At 56.5% G+C, this 26045-nt stretch carries 19 protein-coding genes; 6 read left to right on the top strand and 13 right to left on the bottom strand.

Annotated elements, in window-relative coordinates:
* Positions 1–57: 57 nt before the first annotated feature.
* The 4 genes from J4D97_RS17280 to xseA all read right to left on the bottom strand — a co-directional run bounded on the left by J4D97_RS17280 (position 58) and on the right by xseA (position 3114).
* Positions 58–294, bottom strand: coding sequence for a hypothetical protein (locus J4D97_RS17280; RefSeq protein ID WP_208308669.1), 237 nt, complete (start codon positions 292–294; stop codon positions 58–60).
* Between the two features lie 498 nt (positions 295–792).
* On the bottom strand, positions 793–1197 hold the full coding sequence (locus J4D97_RS17275) for a hypothetical protein (RefSeq protein WP_208308668.1): 405 nt from the start codon (positions 1195–1197) through the stop codon (positions 793–795).
* 107 nt (positions 1198–1304) lie between these two features.
* Complete coding sequence (xseB, locus tag J4D97_RS17270) at positions 1305–1523, bottom strand: exodeoxyribonuclease VII small subunit (protein WP_208308667.1); 219 nt, start codon at positions 1521–1523, stop codon at positions 1305–1307.
* Between the two features lie 55 nt (positions 1524–1578).
* On the bottom strand, positions 1579–3114 hold the full coding sequence (gene xseA / locus J4D97_RS17265) for an exodeoxyribonuclease VII large subunit (RefSeq protein WP_208308666.1): 1536 nt from the start codon (positions 3112–3114) through the stop codon (positions 1579–1581).
* Between the two features lie 169 nt (positions 3115–3283).
* On the opposite strand from xseA, the gene J4D97_RS17260 reads away from it, so the two are divergent.
* Positions 3284–5410, top strand: a complete 2127-nt coding sequence (locus J4D97_RS17260; RefSeq protein ID WP_208308665.1) for a M13 family metallopeptidase — start codon at positions 3284–3286, stop codon at positions 5408–5410.
* A 271-nt stretch (positions 5411–5681) separates the two neighbouring features.
* Positions 5682–7793 carry a M13 family metallopeptidase gene (locus J4D97_RS17255; RefSeq protein WP_208308664.1) on the top strand — a complete coding sequence of 704 codons (2112 nt, stop codon included), beginning with the start codon at positions 5682–5684 and terminating at the stop codon, positions 7791–7793.
* A 70-nt stretch (positions 7794–7863) separates the two neighbouring features.
* On the opposite strand, the gene J4D97_RS17250 is transcribed toward J4D97_RS17255, so the two are convergent.
* From J4D97_RS17250 to J4D97_RS17240, 3 genes are all read right to left on the bottom strand, one after another.
* The gene (locus J4D97_RS17250; protein ID WP_208308663.1) at positions 7864–16005 is read right to left on the bottom strand and encodes a T9SS type A sorting domain-containing protein; all 8142 of its coding nucleotides are present in this window, start codon (positions 16003–16005) and stop codon (positions 7864–7866) included.
* 578 nt (positions 16006–16583) lie between these two features.
* Positions 16584–17327, bottom strand: coding sequence for a peptidylprolyl isomerase (locus J4D97_RS17245; protein ID WP_208308662.1), 744 nt, complete (start codon positions 17325–17327; stop codon positions 16584–16586).
* Positions 17328–17454: 127 nt separating this feature from the next.
* A complete protein-coding gene (locus tag J4D97_RS17240) occupies positions 17455–18666 on the bottom strand; it encodes a zinc dependent phospholipase C family protein (RefSeq protein WP_208308661.1) in 1212 nt (403 codons plus the stop codon).
* 135 nt (positions 18667–18801) lie between these two features.
* Here J4D97_RS17240 and J4D97_RS17235 point away from each other — a divergent pair, with 135 nt between their 5' ends.
* The gene (locus J4D97_RS17235) at positions 18802–19830 is read left to right on the top strand and encodes a hypothetical protein (RefSeq protein ID WP_185280940.1); all 1029 of its coding nucleotides are present in this window, start codon (positions 18802–18804) and stop codon (positions 19828–19830) included.
* Positions 19831–19844: 14 nt separating this feature from the next.
* Here the strand turns inward: J4D97_RS17235 and J4D97_RS17230 are convergent, their stop codons facing one another.
* The 3 genes from J4D97_RS17230 to J4D97_RS17220 form a co-directional block, all read right to left on the bottom strand.
* Complete coding sequence (locus J4D97_RS17230) at positions 19845–20474, bottom strand: hypothetical protein (protein ID WP_208308660.1); 630 nt, start codon at positions 20472–20474, stop codon at positions 19845–19847.
* 210 nt (positions 20475–20684) lie between these two features.
* Positions 20685–21215 (bottom strand): CinA family protein, encoded by a 531-nt coding sequence (locus J4D97_RS17225; RefSeq protein ID WP_208308659.1) that lies wholly within the window; start codon positions 21213–21215, stop codon positions 20685–20687.
* A gap of 79 nt (positions 21216–21294) precedes the next feature.
* Positions 21295–22353, bottom strand: a complete 1059-nt coding sequence (locus J4D97_RS17220) for a sodium:calcium antiporter (protein WP_208308658.1) — start codon at positions 22351–22353, stop codon at positions 21295–21297.
* A 160-nt stretch (positions 22354–22513) separates the two neighbouring features.
* Between J4D97_RS17220 and J4D97_RS17215 the strand changes: the two genes are divergently transcribed.
* Positions 22514–22771: an acyl-CoA-binding protein gene (locus tag J4D97_RS17215; protein WP_208308657.1), complete on the top strand. Its 258-nt coding sequence runs from the start codon at positions 22514–22516 to the stop codon at positions 22769–22771.
* 166 nt (positions 22772–22937) lie between these two features.
* Here J4D97_RS17215 and J4D97_RS17210 read toward each other — a convergent pair whose 3' ends face one another.
* Positions 22938–23168 carry a CDGSH iron-sulfur domain-containing protein gene (locus tag J4D97_RS17210; RefSeq protein ID WP_185280935.1) on the bottom strand — a complete coding sequence of 77 codons (231 nt, stop codon included), beginning with the start codon at positions 23166–23168 and terminating at the stop codon, positions 22938–22940.
* Between the two features lie 67 nt (positions 23169–23235).
* Entirely contained in the window at positions 23236–23754 is a 519-nt protein-coding gene (locus J4D97_RS17205) for a GNAT family N-acetyltransferase (RefSeq protein ID WP_208308656.1), read from the bottom strand.
* A 147-nt stretch (positions 23755–23901) separates the two neighbouring features.
* On the opposite strand from J4D97_RS17205, the gene J4D97_RS17200 reads away from it, so the two are divergent.
* A complete protein-coding gene (locus J4D97_RS17200) occupies positions 23902–24552 on the top strand; it encodes a hypothetical protein (RefSeq protein WP_208308655.1) in 651 nt (216 codons plus the stop codon).
* Positions 24553–24593: 41 nt separating this feature from the next.
* On the opposite strand, the gene J4D97_RS17195 is transcribed toward J4D97_RS17200, so the two are convergent.
* Positions 24594–25031 (bottom strand): hypothetical protein, encoded by a 438-nt coding sequence (locus tag J4D97_RS17195; protein WP_208308654.1) that lies wholly within the window; start codon positions 25029–25031, stop codon positions 24594–24596.
* A gap of 276 nt (positions 25032–25307) precedes the next feature.
* On the opposite strand from J4D97_RS17195, the gene J4D97_RS17190 reads away from it, so the two are divergent.
* Positions 25308–25931: a deoxynucleoside kinase gene (locus J4D97_RS17190; protein WP_185280929.1), complete on the top strand. Its 624-nt coding sequence runs from the start codon at positions 25308–25310 to the stop codon at positions 25929–25931.
* Positions 25932–26045 lie beyond the last annotated feature (114 nt).

Below are 26045 nucleotides of genomic sequence, written 5' to 3'. Positions count from 1 at the left end.
GTGCCTGCTACGAAGATATGTATTTTCCCGGCGCGCTGGTACTATGGTGCGGCTGCGTTACTTGGCCGGAATGCTGCGCGGCCGCCAGCGCCACCGCAACCACTCGGGCAGCGCCTGCCGGGGTGGCCGATCCAGCGGAAACCGAGCAAACATCAGCGCTTGAAACATAGCCGCTACCCCAGCCGAGAGGATAAACGGTATTTGGATGACAAAATCAAACTGATCAATATTATAACGTTGCACATACAACACAATAATGGCCATCACTAATGGAGCAGAGTAGAAAATAAGCACACTAATAGATAGCAGAAACTCGGGCCGTTTTTCTATATCTGGTACGGCCTCTTCCGTTAATAATAAAATATAATATAAAGAGTATGTGATAACCAGTAAGTTTCCGAAAGTGCGGGCATAAATGTTTGTTTCCTTCATCAAGCCATGCCAAAACATAGCATCAGCAAAGGCAATACAAAGAAAAATGATATAGCATATTTGTACTATTCGCCGGAAAGCAGGCTGGGGAATGAGTCGATAAAATGCTTGTGACAGGAAGCCAATTTCCAGAATAGAAGTAAGGTGAAAGCAGAAGATGTTGTTGTGTAGATATACACGACCATAACGGCCCAAATACCACACGGACAGTAAACCAATGATATAGTAGAGGCTTGGGCGGAAAGCATACGGTATATTCCGTAGCCGAGGTAGGGCTACGGCTAGAGGCACTAAAGCAAATGCTTCAGCCTCCGAGACTATTCCGTATAAGAAAGAATCCCACCATGGCATGGCAGTAAATTATTGAATCAATGGACTATCGTTGGAACAGTGTTTGGGGCAGGTTAATCCATTATCCAGCACCGGATCAGCCACGGAGCCATCTTCACATTTGCTTACATTCAGCAGGTCGTTGCCGTGCTTATCGACGGCTACTAGCACCACGCGGCGGCGGTTGGTGGTGGTAGGGTCGGTATCGTCGATGCCCTGGTAGATGCGGATGCCCACGCAACGCTTGCCCCAGCGCTTCATGAGCTTTTTGAGGGCTTTGCGGCCGAAAAAGGTAGCGTAGGTAGGCTCCTGGGCTACGCCGTCTTCGTCAAACTCGGGGTGCTCTTGTTGATACTTCTTGGTCCATTTGGCGGCCGTATCCAACGGGATAGGGCTACCTACTGAAGGACTATAGGGAGAGGTAGCATTGGACATGGTGAAGCGGCAAATTAGGTGTGGTAGACAGAACGTTCTTCAAATATACACGTCTTCCTATGTCTGCCAAGCAAGTGCACAGGTAGCTGCTCTGCTTGCTCGCGCTGCTAGTCCTCGTCTACTTCATCGTCCTCTTCGTCTAGGTTCTCGAACACCTGATCAATGGTTGACTCGATGCCGCGTAGCTTCTGCTTGCACAAGCGAATCAGTTCGGCGGAGCGTTGTACCTGGGTCGTGAGGTCGTCCACGTCTACGCTGTCGGTTTCGAGAGTGCGCAGGATGGTTTCCAGTTCCTCAATGGCTTGGCGGTAGGTCTGGTCAGACACTGTTGGGTAATTAAAAATTGATAATCAAAAACTGGAGAGGAATAGCGGGAGACAGTCATTCCTTTGAGTGGTGAGTGGCGCGGGGGGCCGTAAGACGGGCATACCACTCAGCGGAGGGTAGGCGCAGCAGTACAGCTGTGCCCGCGCTCAGCTCCTCGGGCAACAAGGGCGCACCCGAAGGCCGCAGCAACTCCACCGCATTGGGTAGGGTAGAGGGGGCTACCTCTTCCGCGCCGGTAGCGGCCACGCGGTAGGCCGTCGCCTGGGCCAGGCGTAGCTCGGCGCGGTGTAGCAGCCGCTCGGAGGCTAGTTGCACGTGGTAGCGGTGGTGCACCAGTTGCTCGCAGCGGCGGCGGTGCAGGCGTCGGAAGCGTCGGGCGAGGCGGTAGCCCAGCATCCGGAGCCGTAGCTGCTGCCCCGCCAGGGCGCGGGCTGTGGCACGGGGTAGGCGCTGGCGCACCCGGGCCAGCGCACGGTGTTGCTGGCGCAGTTCGGTGCGAGCAATGGTAGCGGCTTGGCGAGTGCGCTGCTGCAAGTTGGTGCGGTGCTGGCGAAGCTGCTGCTGCGCCGTGTCGCGGATGGTGAAGGCGTGGCGGCGCAAGTGGCGCTCCTGGTCGCGGACCTGCTCCTGGGCTAGCTCCCGGATGCGGCCAGCGTAGCCGCTCAGCACTGCATCCAACCGTGCCAGGCGCTCAATCAGGAAGACAGCCGTGGCGGTAGGGGTTTTCAGGCTGAGGTGGGCCGTGAGGTCGAGCACAGCTTCGTCGCGCTCGTGCCCGATGCCAGTGAGCACGGGTAGGGGAAAGCTGCCCACGGCCGCCGCTAGCCCGAAATCATCAAAAGCCAGCAAATCGGTTTTAGAGCCGCCGCCGCGGATAATCACCACCACATCAAACTGTTGGCGCTGGGGGCGCACGGCATCTAGCGCCGCCCGAATACTAGCAGGTGCCTCCTGGCCCTGCATCGAAGCAGCAAACAGGGTCACCTCGAATGCATATGGCGCCTCGCGCAGTTGCTGCATAAAGTCCTGCAAGCCCGCTGCCGTGGGCGACGAAATGACAGCCAGCCGCTGCGGGGCCAGTGGTAGGGGCAGGCGCTGCTGACGCTCCAGCAAATCCTGTGCGGCTAGTTTTTGGATGGTTTCGCGGCGCTGGCGGGCCAAGTCGCCTACCGTGTAGCTGGGGTCGAGGGCTACCACATCCAGCGAAAGGCCGTACTGCTCGTGAAACTTCACCTGCACGCGCAACATCACCTTGAGCCCTACCTGCAACTCCTGGCCGGTGTGCTCGGCAAAAACCGGCGCCAACTGCTGGTAGCGCTGGCTCCAGATGGTGGCGCGGGCCTGAGCCTTTAGCTCGGCGCCGCGGCCAGTGGTGTGCTGGTCGGTGAGCACGAGGTAGCAGTGGGCGCCGTCGTAGCGAGGGAGGGTAAGGTCGGCAATTTCGGCCACCACCCAGTACGATTCCGCAAACCGCTCGCTCAGGGCTTGGCGCACCCGCGTGAGCAACTCCCCCAAGGGAAGGGCTACCAGCGGCCGGCCAGCAGAAGCGGGCAAACCAGAGTCAGGACGACGGTTGTAGAGCGGTGGCATTCGTGCAAGATACGCAATTTGGACGGCGTCAGATAGCATGCAACGCTGGCTATAGGGTAGTGTCTTATGGAGAATAACTTGTATTTTGGGCGATGCACTACGTTGTTCTTACTCGAACGATGGTAGGCCTACACTTCTTTCTGCTACTACCAAACCTGTTCTCTTGCGCATGAAAAATTATAATACCCTGACGCTGGCTACCCTGGCGGCAGCGGGCTTGCTTTCCGCCGGTTGTAATTCTTCCAAAACCACCACGGCCACTACTGCTACCGCTGACACGACCACGGCCAGTACCGCCACGGCCATGACCGCCGCCGCCGACGCACCCAAAGGCATAGGCATCGACGTGAATAACCTCGATAAATCGGCTAACCCCTGCGACGATTTCTACGAGTTTGCCTCTGGCAACTGGGTAAAGAACAACCCGATTCCGGATGCGGAGTCGCGCTGGGGCTCCTTCAACGAGCTGGCTAACAAGAACAACGCCACCACCCGCCAGATTTTGCAAGAAGCCGCCGCCAACACCACAGCCGCCAAGGGTAGCAATGCTCAGAAGGTAGGCGACTTCTACGCTTCGGGTATGGACTCGGTGGCCATCGACAAAGCCGGGCTGAAATATTTGCAGCCCGAGCTGAACGAGATTGCTGCCGTGAAGGACCAGAAAAGCCTGCAACTGGAAATTGCCCGCCAGCAGACGCTGGGTACCGGACCCTTGTTTCGGGCTGGGGTAGGGCAGGACCGCAAGAACAGCTCAGTGTACGCCGTGAACCTGAACCAGGGCGGCCTCACCATGCCCGACCGCGACTACTACCTCAAGGACGATGGCCGTTCCAAAACCGTGCGTAACGCCTACGTAAACTACCTCACCAACACCTTTAAACTGCTGGGCGACAGCGAGGCTACGGCCGCCAAAAACGCCCAAACGGTGCTGGCACTGGAAACCAAGCTTGCCAAAGCCAGCAAGAGCCGCGTGGAGCTGCGCGACCCCTACGCCAACTACAATAAGATGCCGCTGGCGGAGTTCAACCAGAAATACCCCAACATCGCCCTACCCACCCTGCTCAAGCAAAACGGCCTGGGCGCGGCCCAGGAGGTGATTGTGGGTCAGCCGGCTTTCTTTCAGGAGGTGAATGGGCTGATGAAATCGACTCCGCTGGCCGATATGAAAACCTACCTGCGCTGGCAGTTGGTATCGTCGCTGACCTCGGCCCTACCCAAAGCCTACGGCGACGAAGCCTTCCGCTACACGCAGGTGCTGAGTGGCGCCAAGCAGCAGCAGCCCCGCTGGAAGCGCATGGGTGCCGCCACTGATGGAACGCTGGGCGAAGCCTTTGGCCAGCTGTATGTCGACAAGGCTTTCTCGCCCGAAGCCAAGGCCAAGGCCCTGGAAATGGTGAACAACCTGAAAGCGTCGTTTGCCGAGCACATTCAGCAGAACACCTGGATGAGCGCGCCTACCAAGGCCGAGGCCCTGAAAAAGCTGAACGCCTTCACCGTAAAAATCGGCTACCCCGATAAGTGGAAAGATTATTCTACCCTGAATATCTCGCGCGACTCCTACCTGAACAACGTGCTGGCCGCGCGCAAATGGAACTACGCCCGCAACGTGGAGAAATATGGCAAGCCCATTGACCGCACCGAATGGGGCATGACGCCGCCCACGGTGAATGCCTATTATAGCCCGTCGATGAACGAAATCGTGTTCCCGGCCGGCATCATGCAGCCTCCCTTCTTCGACCCCAAAGCTGATGACGCGGTGAATTACGGCGGCATGGGCGCCGTGATTGGCCACGAAATGACCCACGGCTTCGACGACCAGGGCCGCCAATTCGACGCTGCTGGCAACCTACGCGACTGGTGGACCAAGGAAGACGCCGAGAAGTTCACCCAGCGCGCTACTCTGGTAGGCAACCAATACTCGGCCTTCTCGCCGCTCGATTCGGTGTACGTGAATGGTAAGCTGACCATGGGCGAAAACCTGGCCGACCTGGGCGGGCTGAACCTGGCCTACACGGCCCTGCAAAAGCAGCTCGATAAGAAATATGGTAACAGCCCGCGCCCGCAATACGACGGCTTCTCGCCCGAGCAGCGCTTCTTCCTGGCCTGGGCGCAAATCTGGCGTTCCAACTCGCGCCCCGAGGCGCTGCGCCAGCAGGTGCTCACCGATCCGCATTCGCCGGGTATGTTCCGCACGGTAGGGCCGCTGCAAAACATGCCGGAATTCTACGAGGCGTTCGGGTGCAAGCAAGGTTCTAAAATGATGCGCGCCGAGAACGTGCGGGCTAAAATCTGGTAGGCGGAACAGTGACTAGTGTTTCGTGAAACCGTCCTGCTGAGCCTGTCGAAGCATCTCTACTGAGAGTAATTTCTAACGATTACAACGAAACGGTAGAAATGCCCAGACAAGCTCAGCAGGACGTGCTTTAAAAATGGAGAAGGCAGCCTACAGGCTGCCTTTTTTGCGTTGCGGGCACTAGATAGTACAAAACACCTGTTGGGTAGGAGCACAGGATTTCCTCCGTATCTTGCTTCTCCAATTCCCATTTTTTCTCCTTTTTCTACCACCTATGAAGAACCGAAATGGCCTGACGCTGGCCGTAGTGGCCGCCGCCGGGCTGACGCTGGCGGGCTGTAGCTCGTCGAAATCGACTACTACGGCCACTGATACGGCTGCCGCAACCACTACCCCTACCGCTACGGCTACCACCCAAGCCGATGCGCCCAAAGGAGTTGGCCTAAACGTGGCCAACATTGACCAATCAGCCAATCCTTGCGACAACTTCTTTCAGTTTGCCTCGGGTAGCTGGCTGAAGAACAACCCCATTCCGGATGCGGAGTCACGCTGGGGCTCGTTCAACGAGTTGGCCGATAAGAACAACGCCGTGATGCGGCAGATTTTGGACGAAGCCGCCGCCAACACCACGGCCGCCAAGGGTAGCAACGCCCAGAAGGTAGGCGACTACTACGCCTCGGCCATGGACTCGGTGGCAATTGACAAGGCAGGCCTGAAATACTTGCAGCCCGAGCTGAATAAGATTGCCGCCGTGAAGGACATGAAGAGTTTGCAGGCTGAAATTGCCCGCGAGCAGACCATCGGCACCGGCGCATTCTATTACAGCGGGGTAGGGCAGGACGATAAAATCAGCTCGCAGTATGCCGTGAGCCTGTACCAAGGCGGCCTTTCCCTACCCGACCGCGACTACTACCTCAAGGACGACGCCCGTTCCAAGAGCATCCGCACGGCCTACGTTACCTACCTCACCAACACCTTTAAGCTGTTGGGCGACTCGCCGGCCGTAGCCGCGAAGAATGCCCAAACGGTGCTGGCCTTCGAAACCAAGTTGGCCCAGGCCAGCCGCACCCGCGTAGCCCTGCGCGACCCCTACGCCAACTACAACAAGATGACGCTAGCGGAGGTGCAGAAGCAGTACCCCAACCTTAATGTGGCCGGCGCCCTCAAGCAAAACGGCTTGAGCGCTGCTCAGGAAGTGATTGTAGGTCAGCCCGATTTCTTCAAGGCCGAAAATGCCCTGCTGAAATCGACGCCGCTGGCCGATCTGAAAACCTATATGCGCTGGCACTTGGCAACTTCGCTGACCTCGGCCCTACCCAAGTCTTTCGGGGATGAGTCGTTTGCCTTCTCGAAAGTGCTAAGCGGCGCCAAGCAGCAGCAGCCTCGCTGGAAGCGCATGCTGCGTGCTACTGACGGTGCCCTGGGCGAAGCCTTCGGCCAGCTGTACGTAGACAAAGCCTTCTCGCCTGAAGCCAAGGCCAAGGCCAAGCAGATGGTGGAAAACCTGCGTGCTGCCTTCGCTGAGCACATCCAGAACCTGGATTGGATGAGCGCCACCACTAAGGAGCAGGCCCTGAAGAAGCTGAATGCCTTCAGCGTGAAAATCGGCTACCCCGACAAGTGGAAGGACTATTCGGCCCTGACCATCTCACGCGAGTCGTACCTGAACAACGTGCTGGCCGCCCGCCAGTGGGCCTATAAGGACAACGTAAGTCACTACGGCAAGCCAATTGACCGCACGGAGTGGGGCATGACGCCGCCTACGGTAAATGCCTACTACAACCCGCCGATGAACGAAATCGTGTTTCCGGCCGGCATCATGCAGCCTCCCTTCTTCGACCCCAAAGCCGATGACGCGGTGAATTACGGCGGCATGGGCGCCGTGATTGGCCACGAAATGACCCACGGCTTCGACGACCAGGGCCGCCAGTACGATTCCGAGGGCAACCTCAAAGACTGGTGGACCAAGGAAGACGCCGAGAAATTCACTCAGCGCGCCGACCTGGTAGATAAGCAGTACTCGGCCTTCTCGCCGCTGGACTCAGTGTTTGTAAACGGTAAGCTGACCATGGGTGAAAACCTGGCTGACATCGGTGGCCTGAACATCGCCTACACGGCCCTGCAAAAAGCCATTGCCGGCAAGAACGTGCCCAACTACGATGGCTACACGCCTCAGCAGCGCTTCTTTTTGGCGTGGGCGCAGATCTGGCGTACCAACGCCCGCCCCGAGTACCTGCGCCAGCAGGTAATGACCGACCCGCACTCCCCGGCCCAGTTCCGTACCGAAGGACCGTTGCAGAACATGCCGCAGTTCTACGAGGCGTTCGGCTGCAAGCAGGACGCCAAGATGGTTCGCGCCGAAAACGTGCGTGCCCGTATTTGGTAAGCAACATAACCCGCACAAAAAAACGGCTTCCCTACCTAGGGAAGCCGTTTTTTTGTGCGGGTTATGTTGCTTACCTCTTTATGAGACGTAGGCGAAGGCTTGTACCTTCACTTTGCACATTGACCAAGTAGTTGGCCGCGGGTAAATCAGCCACCTCTACCACTTGCTCCGTGCCACCTTGGCTCGTAAACTGCCGCACCGTACGGCCTGTCATGTCTACCAGTGTGATGTGGTAGGTGCCTGCGGGCAGGCTACGCAAGTCGAGGGTAGTAGTCACAGCGGCTGGGTTGGGATACAGTGTGGCTGTCACTACTGGGAAGCTCACGGTACGCACCAGACTGTACTGTGCGCTGCTATCGGTATCTACCTGCCGCAAGCGATAGTAGAGCTGCTGGCCCATGCGAGCAGCACCTTCGTCCACAAATGCGTAGCTATGTGCTTGGCTGGTAGTGCCATGGCCACGCACGATGTTCACGGCTACAAACGTGCGGCCATTGATAGAGCGTTCCACCACAAAGTGGCTGTTATTGACCTCCGAAGCCGTTTTCCAGTTTAGAATTGCGTTCTGACCCTGCGTTTGGGCTGTGAAGGCGGTCAACTCAACCGGGAGCGGATTGACACCAATGGCAAACGTAACAGGCTGGCTGGTAATGCCCCCGTAGGCATCGGTTGTCGTAAGGTTCACCGTGTAGGTGCCCGATACAAGCAGGTTCCGGTCGCTGACGTAGAGTTGGCCCGTTCCAGGGTCAAGCGCTACGCCATTTGGAAGTGCATTGCTTCCGCTGCTGAGCGTCGCGTTGCGTACACCATTGTTGGTTATCTCCGCGTTGGAATTGTAGGTACTGCCGTTTACGTCCATCACATTGGCTAGCACATCGTTGTCCTGATAGGCACCGATATTGCCGCCTTTCGTGGGAGTAGGCGTATACACCGCAACATTGTCTTTGCCCACCGTGATGGTATACAAGCCAGGCTGTGTAGACTGCACGCCCTCTGTGGTAAGGGTAGTGTAGGAGAAAAAAGCGTTACCTACAAATGCAGCAGCCGGGTTGAATTGCAGATTGGCAACGTCGGCCAGAGCGATTGTTTGATTGAGTGCTACAGGAGTTCCATTAAGCAGCAGTACGCCCTGCGTAGCATCTGGGAGTGAGAGAATCTGATAACTTGTTAGCGTGCCATTCGGGTCGTAGCCTGTTAGGGCTGAGACGGAAAGCACATCAGCAGTGTTACCCTGCGGCGTTTGCAGACGGTTGGCTCGGGTATTGGCCACGGGTGGTTGTTGGGCCAGCGTGGTGGTCAGGCTGGCCGTGTTATTAGCCGTGCTGTTGGCAACTTCCGTGGTGCTCGTGCTCACAGAGGCCGCGAGGGTAATAGCAGCAGTTGGGAAGGGGAACGAAATCGTGTTGGTGACTTCACCCGATAGTCCTACAGCTTGCGTTGGAATAGCTGGGAAAGTAACGATGCCCGATGCCTGATCGTAGGTGCCGCCGCCCGACATAATGACGCCCGTAAGCCCCGTAGGTAACTGCACGCGCTGCACCACATTGCTGGCCGCTGAAGGACCATTGTTGAGCGTCACAACTTGGTAGGTGGCCACACTACCCGATAGGAGAGAAGCCGGGCCACTGAGGCGTGTAGCTACATCCGTAGCTGGTATGATGTTCACGCTCACAGTGCTAATGTTGTTGCCCGGCGTTGGATCTGATGACGTGCTATTTACGCTAGCGGTAGCCACCAGAGGGTCATTGCTAGGGTCAGCAACCGTAATGGTGTATGTGGAAGTGGTGCCGGCTGCCTGGTTTACGATAGGCAGTGTGATGTTGCCTGTGGTAGGGTTATACACATTAGTCAGTACCGTACCAGAAGCCGAACCCACACGTACTACTACGTTCGATAAACCCGCTGGCAGACTAACTCGGCTGCGGCTGGATGCCGCGGTGGTGCCAGCATTGGTCGCTGTCACGGTAAACTGTACCGGCTGGCCGGCCGTCTGTTGGCTGACATTGGACGTGATAGTCGTCTGCATGTCTACCTGCGTAGCCGTAGCCGGCTGCACGGGCGAGATAAGCGTGGAGGCATTGTTGGTTAGGTTCGCGTCGTTGGTAGTGCGCGACGTATTGACCACGGCGGCTACCCCGATGATGGGGCGGTCGGGGACTATAAAGGAAATCGTATTCGTTACCGCACCACTTGCGCCCGCTGGTTGTCGGATGATGGCTGGGAACGTAACAATACCTGTAGCGGCATCATATACTCCTCCACCCGAAGCTACTACCCCAGTCAGGCCTGTCACGATGCGTACTGTTGTTTGTACAGTATCTGTAGGGGCAGGACCATTGTTGATAGTTGCTACTGTGTAGACAACAGGGTTACCAACAATGTTGGCAGTAGGTCCACTCACGGCCACGGCTACGTCAGCGTTCCACTTTACCTCAGTTATAGTCCGCGCTATATTGTTTGTCTTCACTGTCTCGGGGGTAGTGGTCGTCACGGTAGCCCGGTTTTCAAAGTTGCGAACCGTAGTGCTGGTGCTACCATCCGTAGAGCGGTAAGCTGGCGTTTTATACGTGATGGTATTCGTAACCACGTTGCCTACAGCCTGCGTAGGCAGGGTAGGGAACGTCACCACACCCGTCAGCGGGTTGTATGTTGCGTTGCTAGTGGCCGTCACGTCGGCGGCAGCTAGACCTGCCGGAATCGTCACCGTCTGGCTGACAGCGGTAGCTGCAATGGGACCATTGTTGATGGTACTCACCGTGAGCGTCAGCTGCTGCCCAGCTGAAGCCGTGGAAGGCCCAATTAGGGTAGTAGCTACGTCGACAACAGGTAGCACGGTTACCAAAGCAGGCTGCTGATTATCCGCTGGCATGGGGTCAGAAGTAGTACTGCTGACATTAGCCAGTGCTAACAGTACGCCACTGCTCGGGGCATTCACTGTTATCGTATTGGTCACGCTAGCGCCGCTGGTCATGGTTTCGATGGTAGGAAACGTAACAATTCCTGTAGCGACATCATACGAGCCCAGACCGGATAACGAAACACCCGTGAGGCCCGGAGGAAGTACAACCTGCTGCACTACACCAGCCGCTGACTGCGGACCGTGGTTCCCCGTAGTAACGGTGAACGTCGTTGGTGCGCCGGGTACTACTTCCCGGGTATCGAAGCTGATAGTTGTATACAGATTGGCTAGCTCCGTCGTGGTAGGCGTGCTGGTCGTTGTAGCGGCCGTCGCAGTGTTGTTCGTTTTGGTGCTCTCATTCGTAGCGGTAGCCACAGTGGCACTAGCTGCGAAGCTAGTAGTCGGCATTGCTAGGCTCACTGTGTTGCTGCGCACGGCACCACTGGGTAGTGTTTCAATAGTAGGGAAGGTTACTACCCCAGTCGAGGCGTTGTATACCCCGCCATTGCTGGCAAACACACCGGCCAGATTAGCCGGAAGCGTTACCTGTTGCACCACGTTCGTTGCCGTTGATGGACCATTGTTAGTGGTGAGCACGGAGTAGGTAACGAGGTTGCCAGCCACGCTGGTTGTAGGGCCAGTAAGGCTGGTGGCCACATCGGCTAGCGGTGTCACCTCAATGCGGGCTGTCGCCTGGTTGTTGTTCGATTGCCCGGAGAAGATTGTCCCATCGTTCATGTTGGCCGTCGCCACTACCGGGCCTGCTGCCGGCGCCGTAAATGTAATAGTCGAGTTGGCATTGCCACCACTCACTAAATCAGAGGTACCCACGTAAGTAACGATGCCTGTCGCCGGATCGTAGGACCCGCCGTTGTTGGCTGTTACATTTTGTAGGCCAGCCGGTAGTTGTACCCGGCGCAATACGCCGGTAGAAGTAGAAGGACCGTTGTTGAGGAATTCAACCGTAAACCTGCCTGTTTGACCGGGCGCCACAGTAGGAGTATTCGCCGTAATACGGCTTTCCACATCGGCCACATTTATAAGCTTGGCCGTGAGCGTAAAGTTGTCGGGAGCAACGTTGTTACCCTGGGACGTGGCAGTAGTGATAGCACTGCTCAATGTAGCAGTGGCACCCGTGGCGGGCGACACAAACCAGAATCGGAATACGTTGGCCACTCGGCTATTGAGCGTAGTGACTGTTCCGAAATCAAGAACACGTGTTGCCGGATTGTAAGTGTACGGAACACCATCCATCACCATCAGGCTGTCGCTGTTGATACCCGCTGGCAGCGTTACCTGGCGGGTAACACTGGTAGCTGCCGCCGGACCGTTGTTGGCAAATACCACCGAGTAAATTCCCGAGCGCCGTCCGGCATTCAAGCTGGTCAAACCTGCCAGAGCTGTCGTCACATCCGCATCGCCGCTGATGTTGGTCGTAACCGAGGCCGAGTTATTGGTGGTAACAGGCTCTGTGCTTGCAGTAGAAATAAGGGCGGTAGCCGTTACGGATAAGGTGCCAGGTGCCGTGTAAGAGAAACCGAAGGAGTTGGTGGCGCCTGCTGCCAAGGTAGTCAGGGCTGGGTAGGTAATTGTGGTTGTGCCTGCTGCATTGTCAGTTACAACGCTTTCAGCACCTGGGGCTTGTACGCCTGCCACTACAGGAAGCGTAATGCTTCGATTGACGTTGTTGGCCTCCACGCCACCATTGTTGCTGAATACAGCGGATAGTGTTACAGTTTGGCCCGCTGTAGCAGTAGCAGGACCCGTGAGAGCTGCTACCACATCAGTACTACAGTTGATGCCGGCAGTGCTGTTGGCAATAGAAGGACTAACCTGCGTATTGATTAAACCTGACACGCCAGCTTCGGCACCGTAGGCTATAGAACCCGTTGTTACCCCGTTTTGGCCAGCGGCAGTAGTAGCGTTGGCTACACCAGCGTTGGTCAGAATAATGCCGCCGCCGCCGCCGCCGCCGGGGCCGCGGGCTGTAGTGCCACTGTTAGAACCGCCGTTGCCGCCATTGGCGGTCAGCGTCAGGCTACCCAGGCTGGTGGTGTTGCTGGCCGTAACCAAGATAGAACCGCCTGCGCCGCCGCCGCCGCTGCCGTCGTTGCCGGAAGCAGCCGCACTGGCGCCATTGGCCACAATGTTGCCCGTGCCGCTGATCGAGCCGGTGCGCAACATTACTAGACCACCGCCCGCTGCGCCGCTGCTGGCATAGCCGGTAGTGCCGTTAGCGGAGTTGCTAACACCTGCGCCACCGCCACCGCCCAAAATCAAACGGCTGGTGCTGGGAGGACCAAATGTAGAGCCTAGCTCACCACCCACTGCCGTGTTGACTGTGGCAGCGTTACCACCTCGGCCACCACGGGCGCCGTTACCGCCGCCGCCGCCGCCCGAGTTCTGGTTGTTGGCAGTAGGGTTGGCATCGGTGCCGCCACCACCAGCGTTTCCGGGAGCGCCACGGCCCGCGCTACCGTTGGGGTAGCCCTCTACACCAGTATCTAAGCTGGTAGATCCGTTATTTACATAGCGAGGCGTACCTACAATGCCTTCGCCTTTCATGGCATTCACAGCCGCCGTGGCCGCCGTGCGATAGTCGGTGCCAGTGAAACCAGTAGCGCTAGTGCCAGCTAAAGCACGGCCCGCGCCACCCCGGAAACCAGCACCCGAAGCGTTGAGGTTATACTTGGTCGTCGTACCGAAGCTCATGCGGCCAGCTACATCCAGCACCAATACACCGCCTGTACTACCATTCCAGGGTAGGGACGAAATGTTGGCGCCCAGCGTCAAATCAATATACTGTGGTACCCGTACCACTTGAAAGCGGCGCTGACCAGTGGTAGAGGTAGCCGTCGAGGTAGCATAAGCATTCCGCAATGCCGTAGTAAGCGTAAGCGAGCCACCCGAGGCGGGCACAGCGCTGGCTGCTACTGCATACTCGTACTGGCCTGCCGTGAAGTTCGTGTTAGTATTACCAGAAGCCAAACCGCCCGCCACGCCATCACCATAGGAGTCGGTATTTGTGGAGTTGAAATCGCCGCCTTGCATCTGAATAATCAGCACCAAGTCGCCAGCAGCAATAGGGGTTTGAGCGCCACCAGTGGCAGCAGCCCCGATTACTACAGAACTACCAGAAGCCGAAGTGCCTGGATAGTAAGCGTTGGGGTTGCTCGTAATAGTAGGAGAACCATCGCGGCCAGGATTGGCACATGGGGCCAGGGCCGTTGCTGAAGCAACTGGCCCTACGGGTGCCACAGTAGTCGTAATAGTTGCGTTGGCTAGTGAGCCGTTGTTGTTCGCCGTGTTGGGGTCGGCAGTGCTGCTGGTACTGCGGGCAGTAGCCGAAACGGTAGCTGGCGAAGGCTGCGCGATAAAGTTAACTGTCTGCAATATCCGCTCGCCCCCAGCCAGCGTTACGGGGTTAAACGTGACAACGCCCGTTGAGGCATCGTAGCTGCCGTTAGTAACAGAAATGCTGCTGAACGGAGGCTTATTCGACAACGTGATGGTGGTCACCACATTGGTAGCCGTACCGCTGCTAAGGTTGGTGGTAGTGGCGCCGTACACACGGCTTTGCCCCTCTACCCCCGTCGTCGAGCCACTGATAACAGTCGATAAGTCGGCACCAGCCGTAACGGGCACCGTATAGGTTGCCACGTTGGAGGTAACGCCCGCGTCGTCGGTGGCGCTGAAGGTGAAGGTAGAGTTACCCGTGAAGGTGCCTACCGGGGCAAATGAAAGCTGGCTGATTTGGGCAGGTGTAAGGCTTTGACCTGCGGTAGCTGCCACCCCATTCACGTAGAGTATGCCTTCTGAAGCGGCTGGTAGGGTCGCTAGTGTGTAGTTGACCAAGGTAGCATTACCATCGGGGTCAGTGGCGCTCAGAGGGGCAATGGCTGTGGCCGCGCTGGTGTTGAGTATAGCCGGCGAGTTGGTTACGTTATTGGCTACGGGTGTTCGGTTCTGAGCCGTAGTAAGCGTAACGCTATTGTTTTCTGGTACATTATCGGTTACCGGAGATGTAAACGTAGCTGTACTCGTCACGGCGTTGTTGACGGGCATCGTAAACGTAACCGTGTTGCCAAAAATAGCACCCACAGTCATTTGCTCAATCGTCGGAAATGTAATCAGACCAGTGGTAGCGTTGTACGTGCCCCCGTTGGCCGATGTGATATTGGTAAGACCAGTAGGAAGCTGCAAGGTAGGCGTCACACTGGTCGCTATATCAGCACCATTGTTTGTTGTGCTGATGTTGTACGTGACCGTGCTGCCAGCCTGGGCTCGTGCGGGCGCGGTGAAGGTGGTAGCAATGTCAGAAGACGCACACCAGCTAAAAGCCGGGATACCAATTGCTTGTTGGGTAGGCAGGTTGGTGGTAGTCTGTGTGTTGCGGTACGTTAGCGTCAGCCGGGTAATAGGCTGTGGAAAGGTCACCACTACGTTGTCGGAGGGCGCGGCGGCACTATTGGCAGTACCGGTCACGCGGTTGCTGCCCGAAAATGTATTGGTAGAGCCCAGCTGTACGTTGGATGCGGTCAGCTGAATGGGGGTAGTGGCCGTATTGCTAGTATAGCCGTCAAACTGTACCTGATCAATAAAAAAATTAGGACTCGTTGTGTTGGCATCGATGTCCTGCACCACAATCGAGAAACCCGTCAGCGCTTTGCTAAAAGTGAAGGTAACAGCGCTAGTTGTATTGGTAAAAGCAGTAGTGGTGCTTCGGCTGCTATACTGCGCATACCAGCCCAGCGATGTGCTTTGGGCGGTGTTCACACCTTGCTCATTTCCAATCTGAAAGCGGGTGGTACCAGCACTAGCCGAGTAGCCACTGGTCGAAATGGTTACGCCACTGCCGGCGGCCACGTTCGTTTGGCTTGTCCAGGTTTCACCTACTGTACGGGTAGAGAAGTCGAAGCTCCCGCCACCGCAGTTGCTCAGGCTAACCGGAATGTTATAGGTAGAGGCTACTGAAGTGCCAGTAGCATCAGTGGCTGTAAACTGAAACGCATAGTTACCAGCCGTTCCAGATGGGGTGAAGGTAAGTCGAGTTGCCTCTGCAGGTGTCAGGTTGCGGGCAGCCGTTACAGCGGTACCGTTTACGTAGAGAGTGCCTCCACCCGGAAGAGTGGTAATTCGGTAGCTAGTTGGCGTTCCGGTAGTTGCAGAAAGTGGCACAATAGATTGGCGCACGCTGGCTGCCGACAAGGTAGGAGTCGATAGGCTGACAATAGTCGGGGCTGCCAGCACCGGGGCTATCGGTATGGCTGCCATGGTGACTAGTGCTAACCACAAGCGTAAAAGTGTTTTCATAAGAGGTTACTTGTGCGTTTGGTGTTGTGTAGTATGGCAAGGGATTATGGAATGAGTTTTGTTGTTATTCCAATAATATGCAATGGCAGATATTGGGTGTATTTTGATGTTATGAGATCATGTAAATCAATGATTCTGTAGGATGTAACAAGTTTTTTGCCACGGGACAGAACGTAAAAGATCTCCCGTTGTGCCACCTTGGGACGATAGTCTATAAAGGAGACGGTGTGTTTAGATAAGTCAAGTATTTCTGACGATAATCCTGTAGTAATTCTAGATCATCAAAACAGAGCTTCCTAAATTGGGGTAGCACTCCTCACGCTTTTTAACTCAGCTATTTTCCAGTTGTGTAGCGCTTAAGAGGCACTATGCGCTGCTACCCTAGAGTGATACAAACAAAAAGACCTGCTATGGTCCTACTGCCAGCTCGTTAGGAGCTAGCAGTAGGACCATAGCAGGTCTTTTTGTTTGTATTTTGCCGGGAAAGTACTATGCGCCCGTCATTAGGTGTGGCAGTGTATATAGTAGGGCTGCGGCAGGCTTAGTAGCGGCCAACAAACGGAAAGCATAAAATCACCTTACTGCACTACTTCCATCTTCATATTCACATCCTTCTTCGGCCATTTGTACGCGTCAATCGGCTCGTCGGCAATTTTATCCAGCACGTCCAGACCTTCCACTACCTCCCCAAATACCGTATACTTACCATCCAGCGAGGGTAGGCCGCCTTCGGTGGCGTAGGTCTGAATTTGGGCCGGGGTAAGCTTACGCCCCGCCAACGCCTTCGACTGGTTGGGGGCCCACTTCTTACCCTGCACGATGTAAAAATCAATGCCCGACGACAGTTGACCGGGGTTCTGCTCATCGTCGTAGCGGGCCATGGCTAGGGCGCCTTTTTTGTGGAAATGCTCGGGTCGCATTTCGGGGGGTAGGCGGTAGCGGTTGATGGCAATGGTGCGATTAGTAGAACGCCCGCCCTGAATGACCAGTCCTTTCTCCACCCGCTGAAACAGTGTTTCGTTGAACACGCCCTTGCGAATCAGCAGCAGAAAATTGGCTTTGTGAATGGGCGTGTCGTCGTATAGGCGCAGGCGCATGGTGCCCAGGCGTGTGTGCAGCAGTATCTCCGAGCCAGGATGCTCCTGAAGGTAGGGCGTGAGCAGCGCTACCACGTTGCTATCGGCCAGGGCCGTGAGGCTGGGGCCGGGCACGGGGGGCGGCGTAGCAGGCTGCTGGGCGATGGTGGCGGTTTCCGGTTGGTTTTGGTTGCAGGCCGGCAGCAGCCCCAGAAGCAGCGCAGCCAGCAGAAGCGGACGGGTCATAGGAAGGGGAAGTTGTGAAAGGCGAAGTTGTGAAAATAAAAATTGCTGTTCTCACTACGCGGCCAATAGCCTTTCGCGCAGCAAGAACAGCAACTCACAACTTCACAATTTTACAACTTCACCATTCCTACCAACCGCCGGTGCCCCAGTCGTCGCTGGCTTTCTTGGCTTTAACTTTGGTTTTGGTGGCGGGAGCGGTGGCAGGCTTCACTTTCACCTGGGTAGGGGCCGCAGTCTTGGCGGGCGCAGCAGTGGCGGCTGGGGCAGTTTGGGGCTTCTCTTCCAGGTCGGCGGCGGCGGGTGTGCTCATCTCGGTGGCAGCGCCAATCTGATCGGGGCGGGCTACGGCTTTGGGTTTCTCTAAGGCCAGCAGGCGCTGCTGAGGCACTAGCTGGTTGTCTTTCCAGAGCTTCAGGTCAGAAGCTAGCCGGTCCTTTTCTTCCTTGGTCGGCTCGTGGGCCAGCAGCTTGTCAAGGTTGGGGCTGCCGGCGTCTTTCCAGGCCGTATACCACATGGAGGCTACCAGGGTAGGGGCCTGCTTGAGACGGTAGGCCACCTGGCCGCCCACAATGTCGTGGTAAGAGTCGGCGAAGGCGTCGGAGTAAGAGCGGCGGGTGGTGCCGTACTTGTGCGAGTAATTGTACTTGGTTTCGGGGGTGTACTTAAGGCTCACCTTTTCCTCCTCGTCGAAGGTAGCACCCAGGAAGCCGTACGACTGCTGCACGGTCAGCCAAATAGCCGCCAGTGGGTCTTTCACGTACTTGGCCTCTTCGCTATTGAGCTTGTACTTGGCAATGTGGCGCTCCGGCAGCTTCGACTCCCACAGGCTGTGCAGGCCGGTTTGGTTGGTCATCTGACCATCGTAGTTCTGCGTGGTATGCAGTGGCACAAAAGCGTCGCCAATGTAGTGACCCAAATCCGACGACAGCTTCAGGATATTGGTGGTATCACCATCGCGGAACGCTTGGGTGAGCTGGTCCTTCAGATCGATAACCGTCCACGGCACGGTGCCGTATTTGCGCAGGGTATCGGCCGAGTACTTGGCCACGGCTTTCTCCCAGGCTTTAGGCATGGCCCCAAACGGGTCGGTGCCGTAGTGGTCCATGTCGATGTAGTGCTTGGGAGCCTCAGTAGGGTCAATGTCGCGGCGCTCATCGGGAGCGGTGGAGAGCGTTACCAGGCGCGGCAGAAAGTGGTAGTAAAACGGCTGCATGGCTTTGGGCAGCGCGTATACCGAAATTTGAGCAATGGTGCGGTGACCCATAAAGCCCCAGCCCGGCGACAGGGTAGGCAGCAGCACCAACGCGGCAAGCAGCAGTGGAGTCAGGAGTTTTTTCATCTTTGAGAACAGAACAACACGTGGTGGAAGTACCGCGAAGTTCGAAATTAAATACCTGAGCCTGACCACCGGAGCCCTAGTTTTTCCGCCGATTCCTGCCCTAGTCCTATTTTTTCGCCTACCCATCCTCATCCCGTGGAAATTTCTAAAAAGAAAAAGAGCTACCCGCTCGGTTCGGCCCTGCGCCACTACCTGCGCCAGTACGACCGCGCCACGGACCTGCCCATTTCCTACCTCGACCTGTTGCGCGTGAGCAACGCCTACCCCCTGCTTGACCGTCAGGGCCGCGACACGCTCTGGGAAACCGTGTACTACGAGCCCAGCGAGCTACAGGAGCTAACCCGCGGCCTAACGGAAATATACGCCCTGCTAAAAACCGATGGCGACCTGTCGTTTACTGAGCACCTGCTGGCCGACCGCATTGACTACTGCCGTTTCGGCAACAGCAACCCGTTTCGGGTGCGCGTGGTCAACCAGCTCAACGACAACTACGACTATTTCTACGTGAAGCGCGCCGACGCCTCCCGCGTGTACGGCCTGGAACTGGAGCATCTGCTCTCACCCAATAGCATGAACTATCTGGTACAAGGTGAAACGCTGATTGAGGAGCACATTGTGGGCATTCCCGGCGACGACTTCATTCGCACGCGGCTACGCACGCCCCAACTCAACCAAGTGCGGATTGCCAAAGAATTCGTGAAGTTCAACGAACGGTGCTTTGCTCGCCTGCTGGGCGATATGCGCGCCTACAACTACGTGATTGACGTGACGCCTGACTTCGAAGACGAGCAATACCGCGTGCGCGCCATCGACTTCGATCAGCAAAGCTATGAGGGTAGGAAAACCATGTACCTGCCACAATTTTTCAAAGACAACCGCCCCGTGGTGGAGCTGTGCAGCCGCTGGCTGGAGCCCGATACCGTGCGCCAATACCAGGCTGAGGAACGCACCCTCATGGCCCGGCGCGTGCGCTCGGAGCGCTACCGCCTCCGCGACCTGATGGACTGCATGCGCCGCGCCGAGCTATCGACCCCCGACAAAATCGCGCAGCTAAAACAGGACCTCAACGCCCACCACGATACCACGCAGTTCAGCCGCTGCCGCACCATGGGCGACGTGGTGCGGCTAAACCTGAAAATTATGCTGGTGCGCCCGCAACGGTAGGCGTATCGGCCGGGCTACCTACCCAGGCCGATAACCAGTGCGAGTGAAATCTCAATACCCCCTGGGCCAAAGCTGTTGGCCCAGTTGCGCAGCATGGGCGATGGGGTAGGGTAGCTGGAGCTATAGACTATTGGGTCATTGCTCAGGCGGGCACCGTAGCCTAGTGTGCCCATAAGGCCTACGTGGCCCGGCTGCCAGCGCAGCCCAGAGCGTAGGTGCAGTAGGGCATTCGGACGAATGCTGTATTCGGTGTGCTCCCCATTCACGTCCAGCTCAATATTGTCGATGCGGCCCGAGCGGACTAGATTGGCACCGAAGAAGGGAGAGAACTTGCGCTCGGGGGAGAGGTAGTAGCGAGTGCCAACTCCAATTTTGCCCCCGCTGATGCCCACTCCTAGGCCCACATTCACATCCCAGTTCGGCTGGAGTAGGTGGCTGTATTCCAGGCCCCAGCCGTAAGGCGTGCCCCAGCCCAACACCACGCTCAGAGAGGATGTCCGATACGTGCTTTCCAAAGCGTACTCCTGTGGCTTGGCTGGTAATTGCGCTTCCGGAGCAATAGGTAGTTGTTGGGTTTGGCCGTAGGATGCTACGGAGCAAAGAGATACCAAGCCACCGATAGCGGCGATAGTAACTAATTTCATAAAAAGTGCTAATAAAAAAACCTAACGGTAGATTGTAAAACACTTCAATACTATGGAAAATACAGATAGATAAATAGCTGTCTGTGAACGGATAGAAAAAATAAGCTGATTAACCTATTTTAATATAAGAGGTTCGCTAAAATGTGCAAAAACAGGCTGCCACTACATCGAGCAACAGCCTGTAAGCAATAATGCAGTGTATGGGAAGCGCTACTTAGCCAAAGCCGTCTGTTTAGACGGATCGGCCTGGTAGAGCTTGAGAAGCTCCAGTAACTTTTCGTAGACTAGCGTGGCGGCTTGCTGGCGCAGCTGCTCGCCGTCGGTACCAGGAAATTCCTCTCGGTACTCATGCGCGCGTCCCTCCAGCAGAATGGTCACGAAAACGGTACCAACGGGCTTGTCGGGGCTTTCGGAGGCGCCGGGGCCACACAGGCCTGTTACAGCTACGCATATTTCGGCTGGTAGCTTGCGGTGCAGGCCTTGGGCCATTTCGTTGGTGGTCTGCTGGCTTTCAGCCGAGTATGTCGTTAGCGTGCTTTTCTTGACTCCCAGCAGCTTCTGTTTGGCTTCTGCATGATACGTGACGACAGAACCTAGTAGTACTTCGCTCACACCTTGTACAGGTGCCAGCTGAGCGGCCACTAAACCGCACGTACAGCTTTCAGCCAGCGCCAGTGTCAGTTTGTGTTGCAGACACAGTTTAACCAGTGTTTCCAGATCTGGTTCCTTTGATTTTTTCATAACGTAAGCGATTGGCAGGACTAAATGGGCCCTTAGTTGATACGACCTGCCTCGTTGCTGGTTATGGAGGAGCTACGGCTCACTGCTTGATAAAAAGCAGGCCCAGCATTCCTAGCACATACAACGCGAGCACCGCCCACGAGTCGAGCCCCAGACGCCCTACCTGCCGCCGCGAGCGAAACACCAGCCCCACGGCGTACACGCTGCTTAACAAAATGCCCAGCCCGGTAAGGTACAGATCGGAGGCCTGCGCCTGCGGCAGCACCGCTTTGCCGGATACCAGCGCGGCCAGCAAAAACAATACGGGCAAAAAGGCATTGCCCCCAAAAATGTCGCTCACCACCAGCTCCGGCTTGCCCAGTTGCAGCGCCGCCAGCCCGGTCGATACTTCGGGTAGGGAAGTGGCCGCGGCCAGCACCGTGGCGCCAAAAAGCAAGCCGGTCATGCCCAGTTGATCGGCCAGTTGCTCGCCGCTGACTTCCAGTGCCCAGCCAGCCACCAACGTAGCTAGAGCCGCTGCGCCAAATACCAGCGCTACGCGCTTGGTGCTACTATTGGTAAAGGGCTTCTGCTTTTGTTGCGTAGTGTCCGGAGTTTTGGGGTGGCCGGTGACAGCGGCTGGGGCGTGAGCCAGCCAGGGTAGGCCGTGCTCAGCCTTGCCAATAAGGAAAACACCGCCCATCCACAGCAGCACCAGCACCACCTCGGCCGGCGACACGCGCCCGCCTAGCAAGCCTGCCGGTAGCTGCGTCCCCAGCACTACCGTCGTGAGTACTGCCACCACCAGCAACGCTTCCAATACGGGTTTCAGGGTGTGCACGCGGTACGTAAGCGGCTTGTCGTGGCCCTGGCCGAAGGCATCTAGTGCCACCAGCACCAGCGTTTGCACGGCTATGCCACCCAGTAGATTGCCTACGGCCAGGGCTAAATGCCCACGCATGGCTGCACTTACGGTAATCACAAGCTCCGGAAGGTTGGTCACAATGGCTAGTAGCAGCAGGCCGCCTAGCGCGTCGCCCAGCTTCAGGCGTTGCGACAGTACATCGGTGGTATCGGAAAGGTAGGTGCCGGCCTGCCATACCACTATGGCAGCAACGGCAAAAAGCGCTACCAGTAGCGCGGGCGAGAGGTGGGACATGAGATAAGCAGCATTTTAGCGATGATGGCAATAGTACGTAGTCTAGCTCAACCGGTATACTACCCACGCAGAAAGGCGGGAAAGAATGCTGCATGCAGCATTCTTTCCCGCCTTTCTGTAACTTGCCCGCATTGTCTACTTCTTTATCAAATCAGTTTCTATGACCACGCAGGAAGAATTTGAAGCCGCTGCCCAACGCGCCCAGCAGCTCCCCAGCAAGCCCTCCAACACGGTGCTGCTCCAGCTCTATGCACTCTACAAACAAGCTACCGAAGGCGACGTAACAGGCACCCGCCCCGGTGGCTTCGATTTCAAAGCCATTGCCAAATACGACGCCTGGGCCGGCCTCAGCGGCAAAAGCAAAGAGTCGGCCCGCCAGGAATACGTGGCGCTGGTCGACTCTCTGATGGCGAGTTAGGAAGTAATGAAATGGTGAGTGGTGAGTGAAAAATACGCCTGTCATCCTGAGCGCAGCGAAGGACCTTCTACCCGCAAACGAGTCGTTGTTATACCAGCCGTTCTAGCGTGAAAAGGTCCTTCGCTGCGCTCAGGATGACAGGCGTATTTTTCTATTCACCATCTCACTAGTTCACTGGCTTAGGAGCGGGTAGGTCGAAGGCTTTGGCGTCGTGCTCGAAGTGACCTTTGTGGGAGCCGTCGCAGAAGGGTTTCTGGGCCGACAGGCCGCAGCGGCAGATGCTGATTCGCTCGCGGCCGCCTAGGCCGTAGGGGTTGCCTTGCGCGTCTACCAGCTCAAAATCGTTGCCCTCTACGCGCAGCGAGCCATTGTTGAGAACCGTAAGTTTGGTTGCCATCTTGAAAAAGTAGGTTTGGTGAACCGTAAAGATACTCGTCGGGATGGCAACCGGCTGCGCTGGGGCGCTACGCTAGCTCCTTCCGCAGGATAAAATCATTCATCCAGTAGGGCCCAATCGGAATATCGTCCTCGCTGTGGCGCTGGTAGCCCAAGCGCTCATAGAACGACACCGCTGGGTTGTAGCGGTTCACGTTCAGTTCCAGAGTGTGCCCGCCAGCAGCGCGCACAGCATTTTCCACTTCTTCTACCAGCCGCTGCCCCAGGCCCTGCCCCTGATGCGAGGGTAGCACATAGATTTTGTGGAGCTTATACAGGTCCTCGCCCGTAAGCAAAGGCGAAAACGACGCGTAGCCGGCCGGGTGCCCTTCCACCAGTAGCAGCAAAAAGCTGTGTTGGTCGTCGGTCATTTGGCGGTGCAGGGAGGCGGGCGTGTAAATTACCCGGTACATGTAGTCGATCTGTTCCTTAGAAAGGATAAATCGGTAGGTAGGTTCCCAGGTAGCTTCGGCCAGCGTGATGATGGTAGGAATATCCGCCAGGGTGGCAGGCTGAACGGAAACGGCAACAGGTGAAGAGGCGGACATAGACTGCAAAAACGGCATTTTTCGCGGAAAAAGCGAACTTTACCTGAGCTCCATTACATCTTTGGGCCGGAAATTGTCGTTGGGAGGGTAGGGCCGGCTGGGGCTGGCCCGTCTGTACCAGCGGCTTCGGCCCGTTTTCTTACGAAAATGAAAAAACACGCTTTCTCCTTTTTACTGGCTGCGGCTAGCGCTTTGCTACCGCTTGCTCCTGCCACCGCGCAAACCACCACGTCCAACCACACGCAGTCGAAAGCCGAAACGGAATTGCGCAATTTCTCGGCCTGGGTGAACCAGCAAGTAGACAAAGCCGACGCCAGTGCCCGCCGCAACTGGCCTTCGTTGAAATCTAATTTTGACCGCCAGAGCCAGCGCCTCGACCGCGCCACTGACAGCCTCTCCACGCAGTCGAAGCGTGAGTATGCGCAACAGAAGACGCGTTACCAAGAGTGGGCCGCCGAGCAGCAGCGCCTGGAGGCACAAGCTACACAGCCCACCACCGCGCAGCAAGCCCAGCGCCGCTTGCTGAATGAAGACGTGCAAATCAGCAAAGCCCGTGGCTCGGAAATGGTAGATTTGTACTCGCGCTTTATTGACGCCACCCGCGCCCAGCGTCGCCAATGGACCGACGCCGAATGGGCCGAAGCCAGCACTGTGCTGAGCGCCCTTAACGCCCGCTACAGCCAAGTGCGCAGCGAGATTGCCATGGAGGACCGCCTGCGCATCCGCTCTTGGCAGGGCGAGTTCCGGACCTTCGAAAAGGCCCGCAGCATGAAAGACATCGTGACGGACGATAAGTAGTCGGGTAGTCGAGTACAAGCGGCCCTGGCACGGTGCCGGATTTATTGGGTCCGGAGCCAGGTCAGGGCCGTTTCTTTGTCGTAGTCGTAGAAAAGCTGAATGGGTAGGTGCAAGCGCACCCGGTCGGCGAACCGCCGGCTAATGAGCTGGTTGGAAACATCCGGCGACAAGACGTAGGCAATGGCACACAGGCCGTTGAGGATGGCTTTGGGCAGCCACTCAAACTCCAGCCAGGGTAGGGCTTCGGCCCAGTCGCCGGTGGTAGCTGTCTTATCGTTATAAAGGCGCCGGATAGTTCGGATGGTTTGAAGCTGCAAAAAGGCTTCGGCTACCTGTATCACCTCCACGTTGGTAATATGGCCCGTCCAGACCACGTACAGCAGCTCATCCTGGACATGATAGTGGGCAGTGGCAATGAGCTGGCCGAGTACGTCGTGCACGGGGTAGCAGTCGGTGGAGAGTGGGTAAGCAATAGCCATAGCCATAACCAGCTAAAGGGTGGATAGAAAAGGAATAGGCAGTAACAGGTAAGTGTGGTGATAAATCCTGAAGGCAGTGCGTGCAGGGTATAGGATGTGGCTCCTTATCAGCAGCAAAAAGAGGAAGCGGAGTAGTAGAACAATATACGGTTTTTGTTGCAGTATAAATAGTAGCCAACTACTGTGTACTGCTAGCAAAAGGCAGCCACATGGTTGCTGGCTTTCCGTTACTTTTGTGGTTCTCTTTTTTCTTCTGCTACCTGCTTTTTTACACTCATGCACATCGCCATCGTTGGCAATATCGGGGCCGGCAAAACCACGCTGGCCAACAAGCTGGCCCACCACTTCAACTGGGAAGTGTTTCTGGAGGACGTCGACGACAATCCCTACCTCAAGGATTTCTATGACGACATGCCACGCTGGGCTTTTCACCTCCAGGTCTACTTCCTGAACAGTCGCTTCCGGCAGGTGCAGCGCATCAAGAAGCTGCAACAGGCCGGCAAAGGCGTGATTCAGGACCGGACCATCTATGAAGATGCGCACATCTTCGCGGCCAACCTACACGAGTCGCGCCTGATGACAGAGCGCGACTACCAGAACTACTGCAATCTGTTCGAATCGATGATTAGCATGGTAGACGCGCCCGATCTGCTGCTCTATCTCAAAGCCGACCTACCCAAGCTCATCCAACAGATCGAGAAGCGCAACCGCGACTACGAGAACAACATCAAAATCGAATACCTCAAAAACCTCAACGAGCACTACGAAAAGTGGATCAGCGGCTACAAAAACGGCAAGCTGCTGGTCGTTGATGTCAACAACCTCGACTACGTGAACAACCCCGAGGACCTGGGCATCGTCATCGAGCGGATTAATAGCACGCTGTTTGGGCTGTTTTAGGAATGGTGAAGTGGTGAAATAAAAAGCCGGCTGTCATCCTGAGCTTGCGGAGGACCTTATCACACTGAACGAGTCGTTGTTACGTCAGTCGTTCAGTGTGATAAGGTCCTTCGC

The organism is Hymenobacter defluvii, from assembly GCF_017589435.1.
Classification (GTDB): Bacteria; Bacteroidota; Bacteroidia; order Cytophagales; family Hymenobacteraceae; genus Hymenobacter; species Hymenobacter profundi.
Note: the sequence above shows the minus strand (reverse complement) of the source record. Positions and strands in the feature narration are given on the sequence as shown.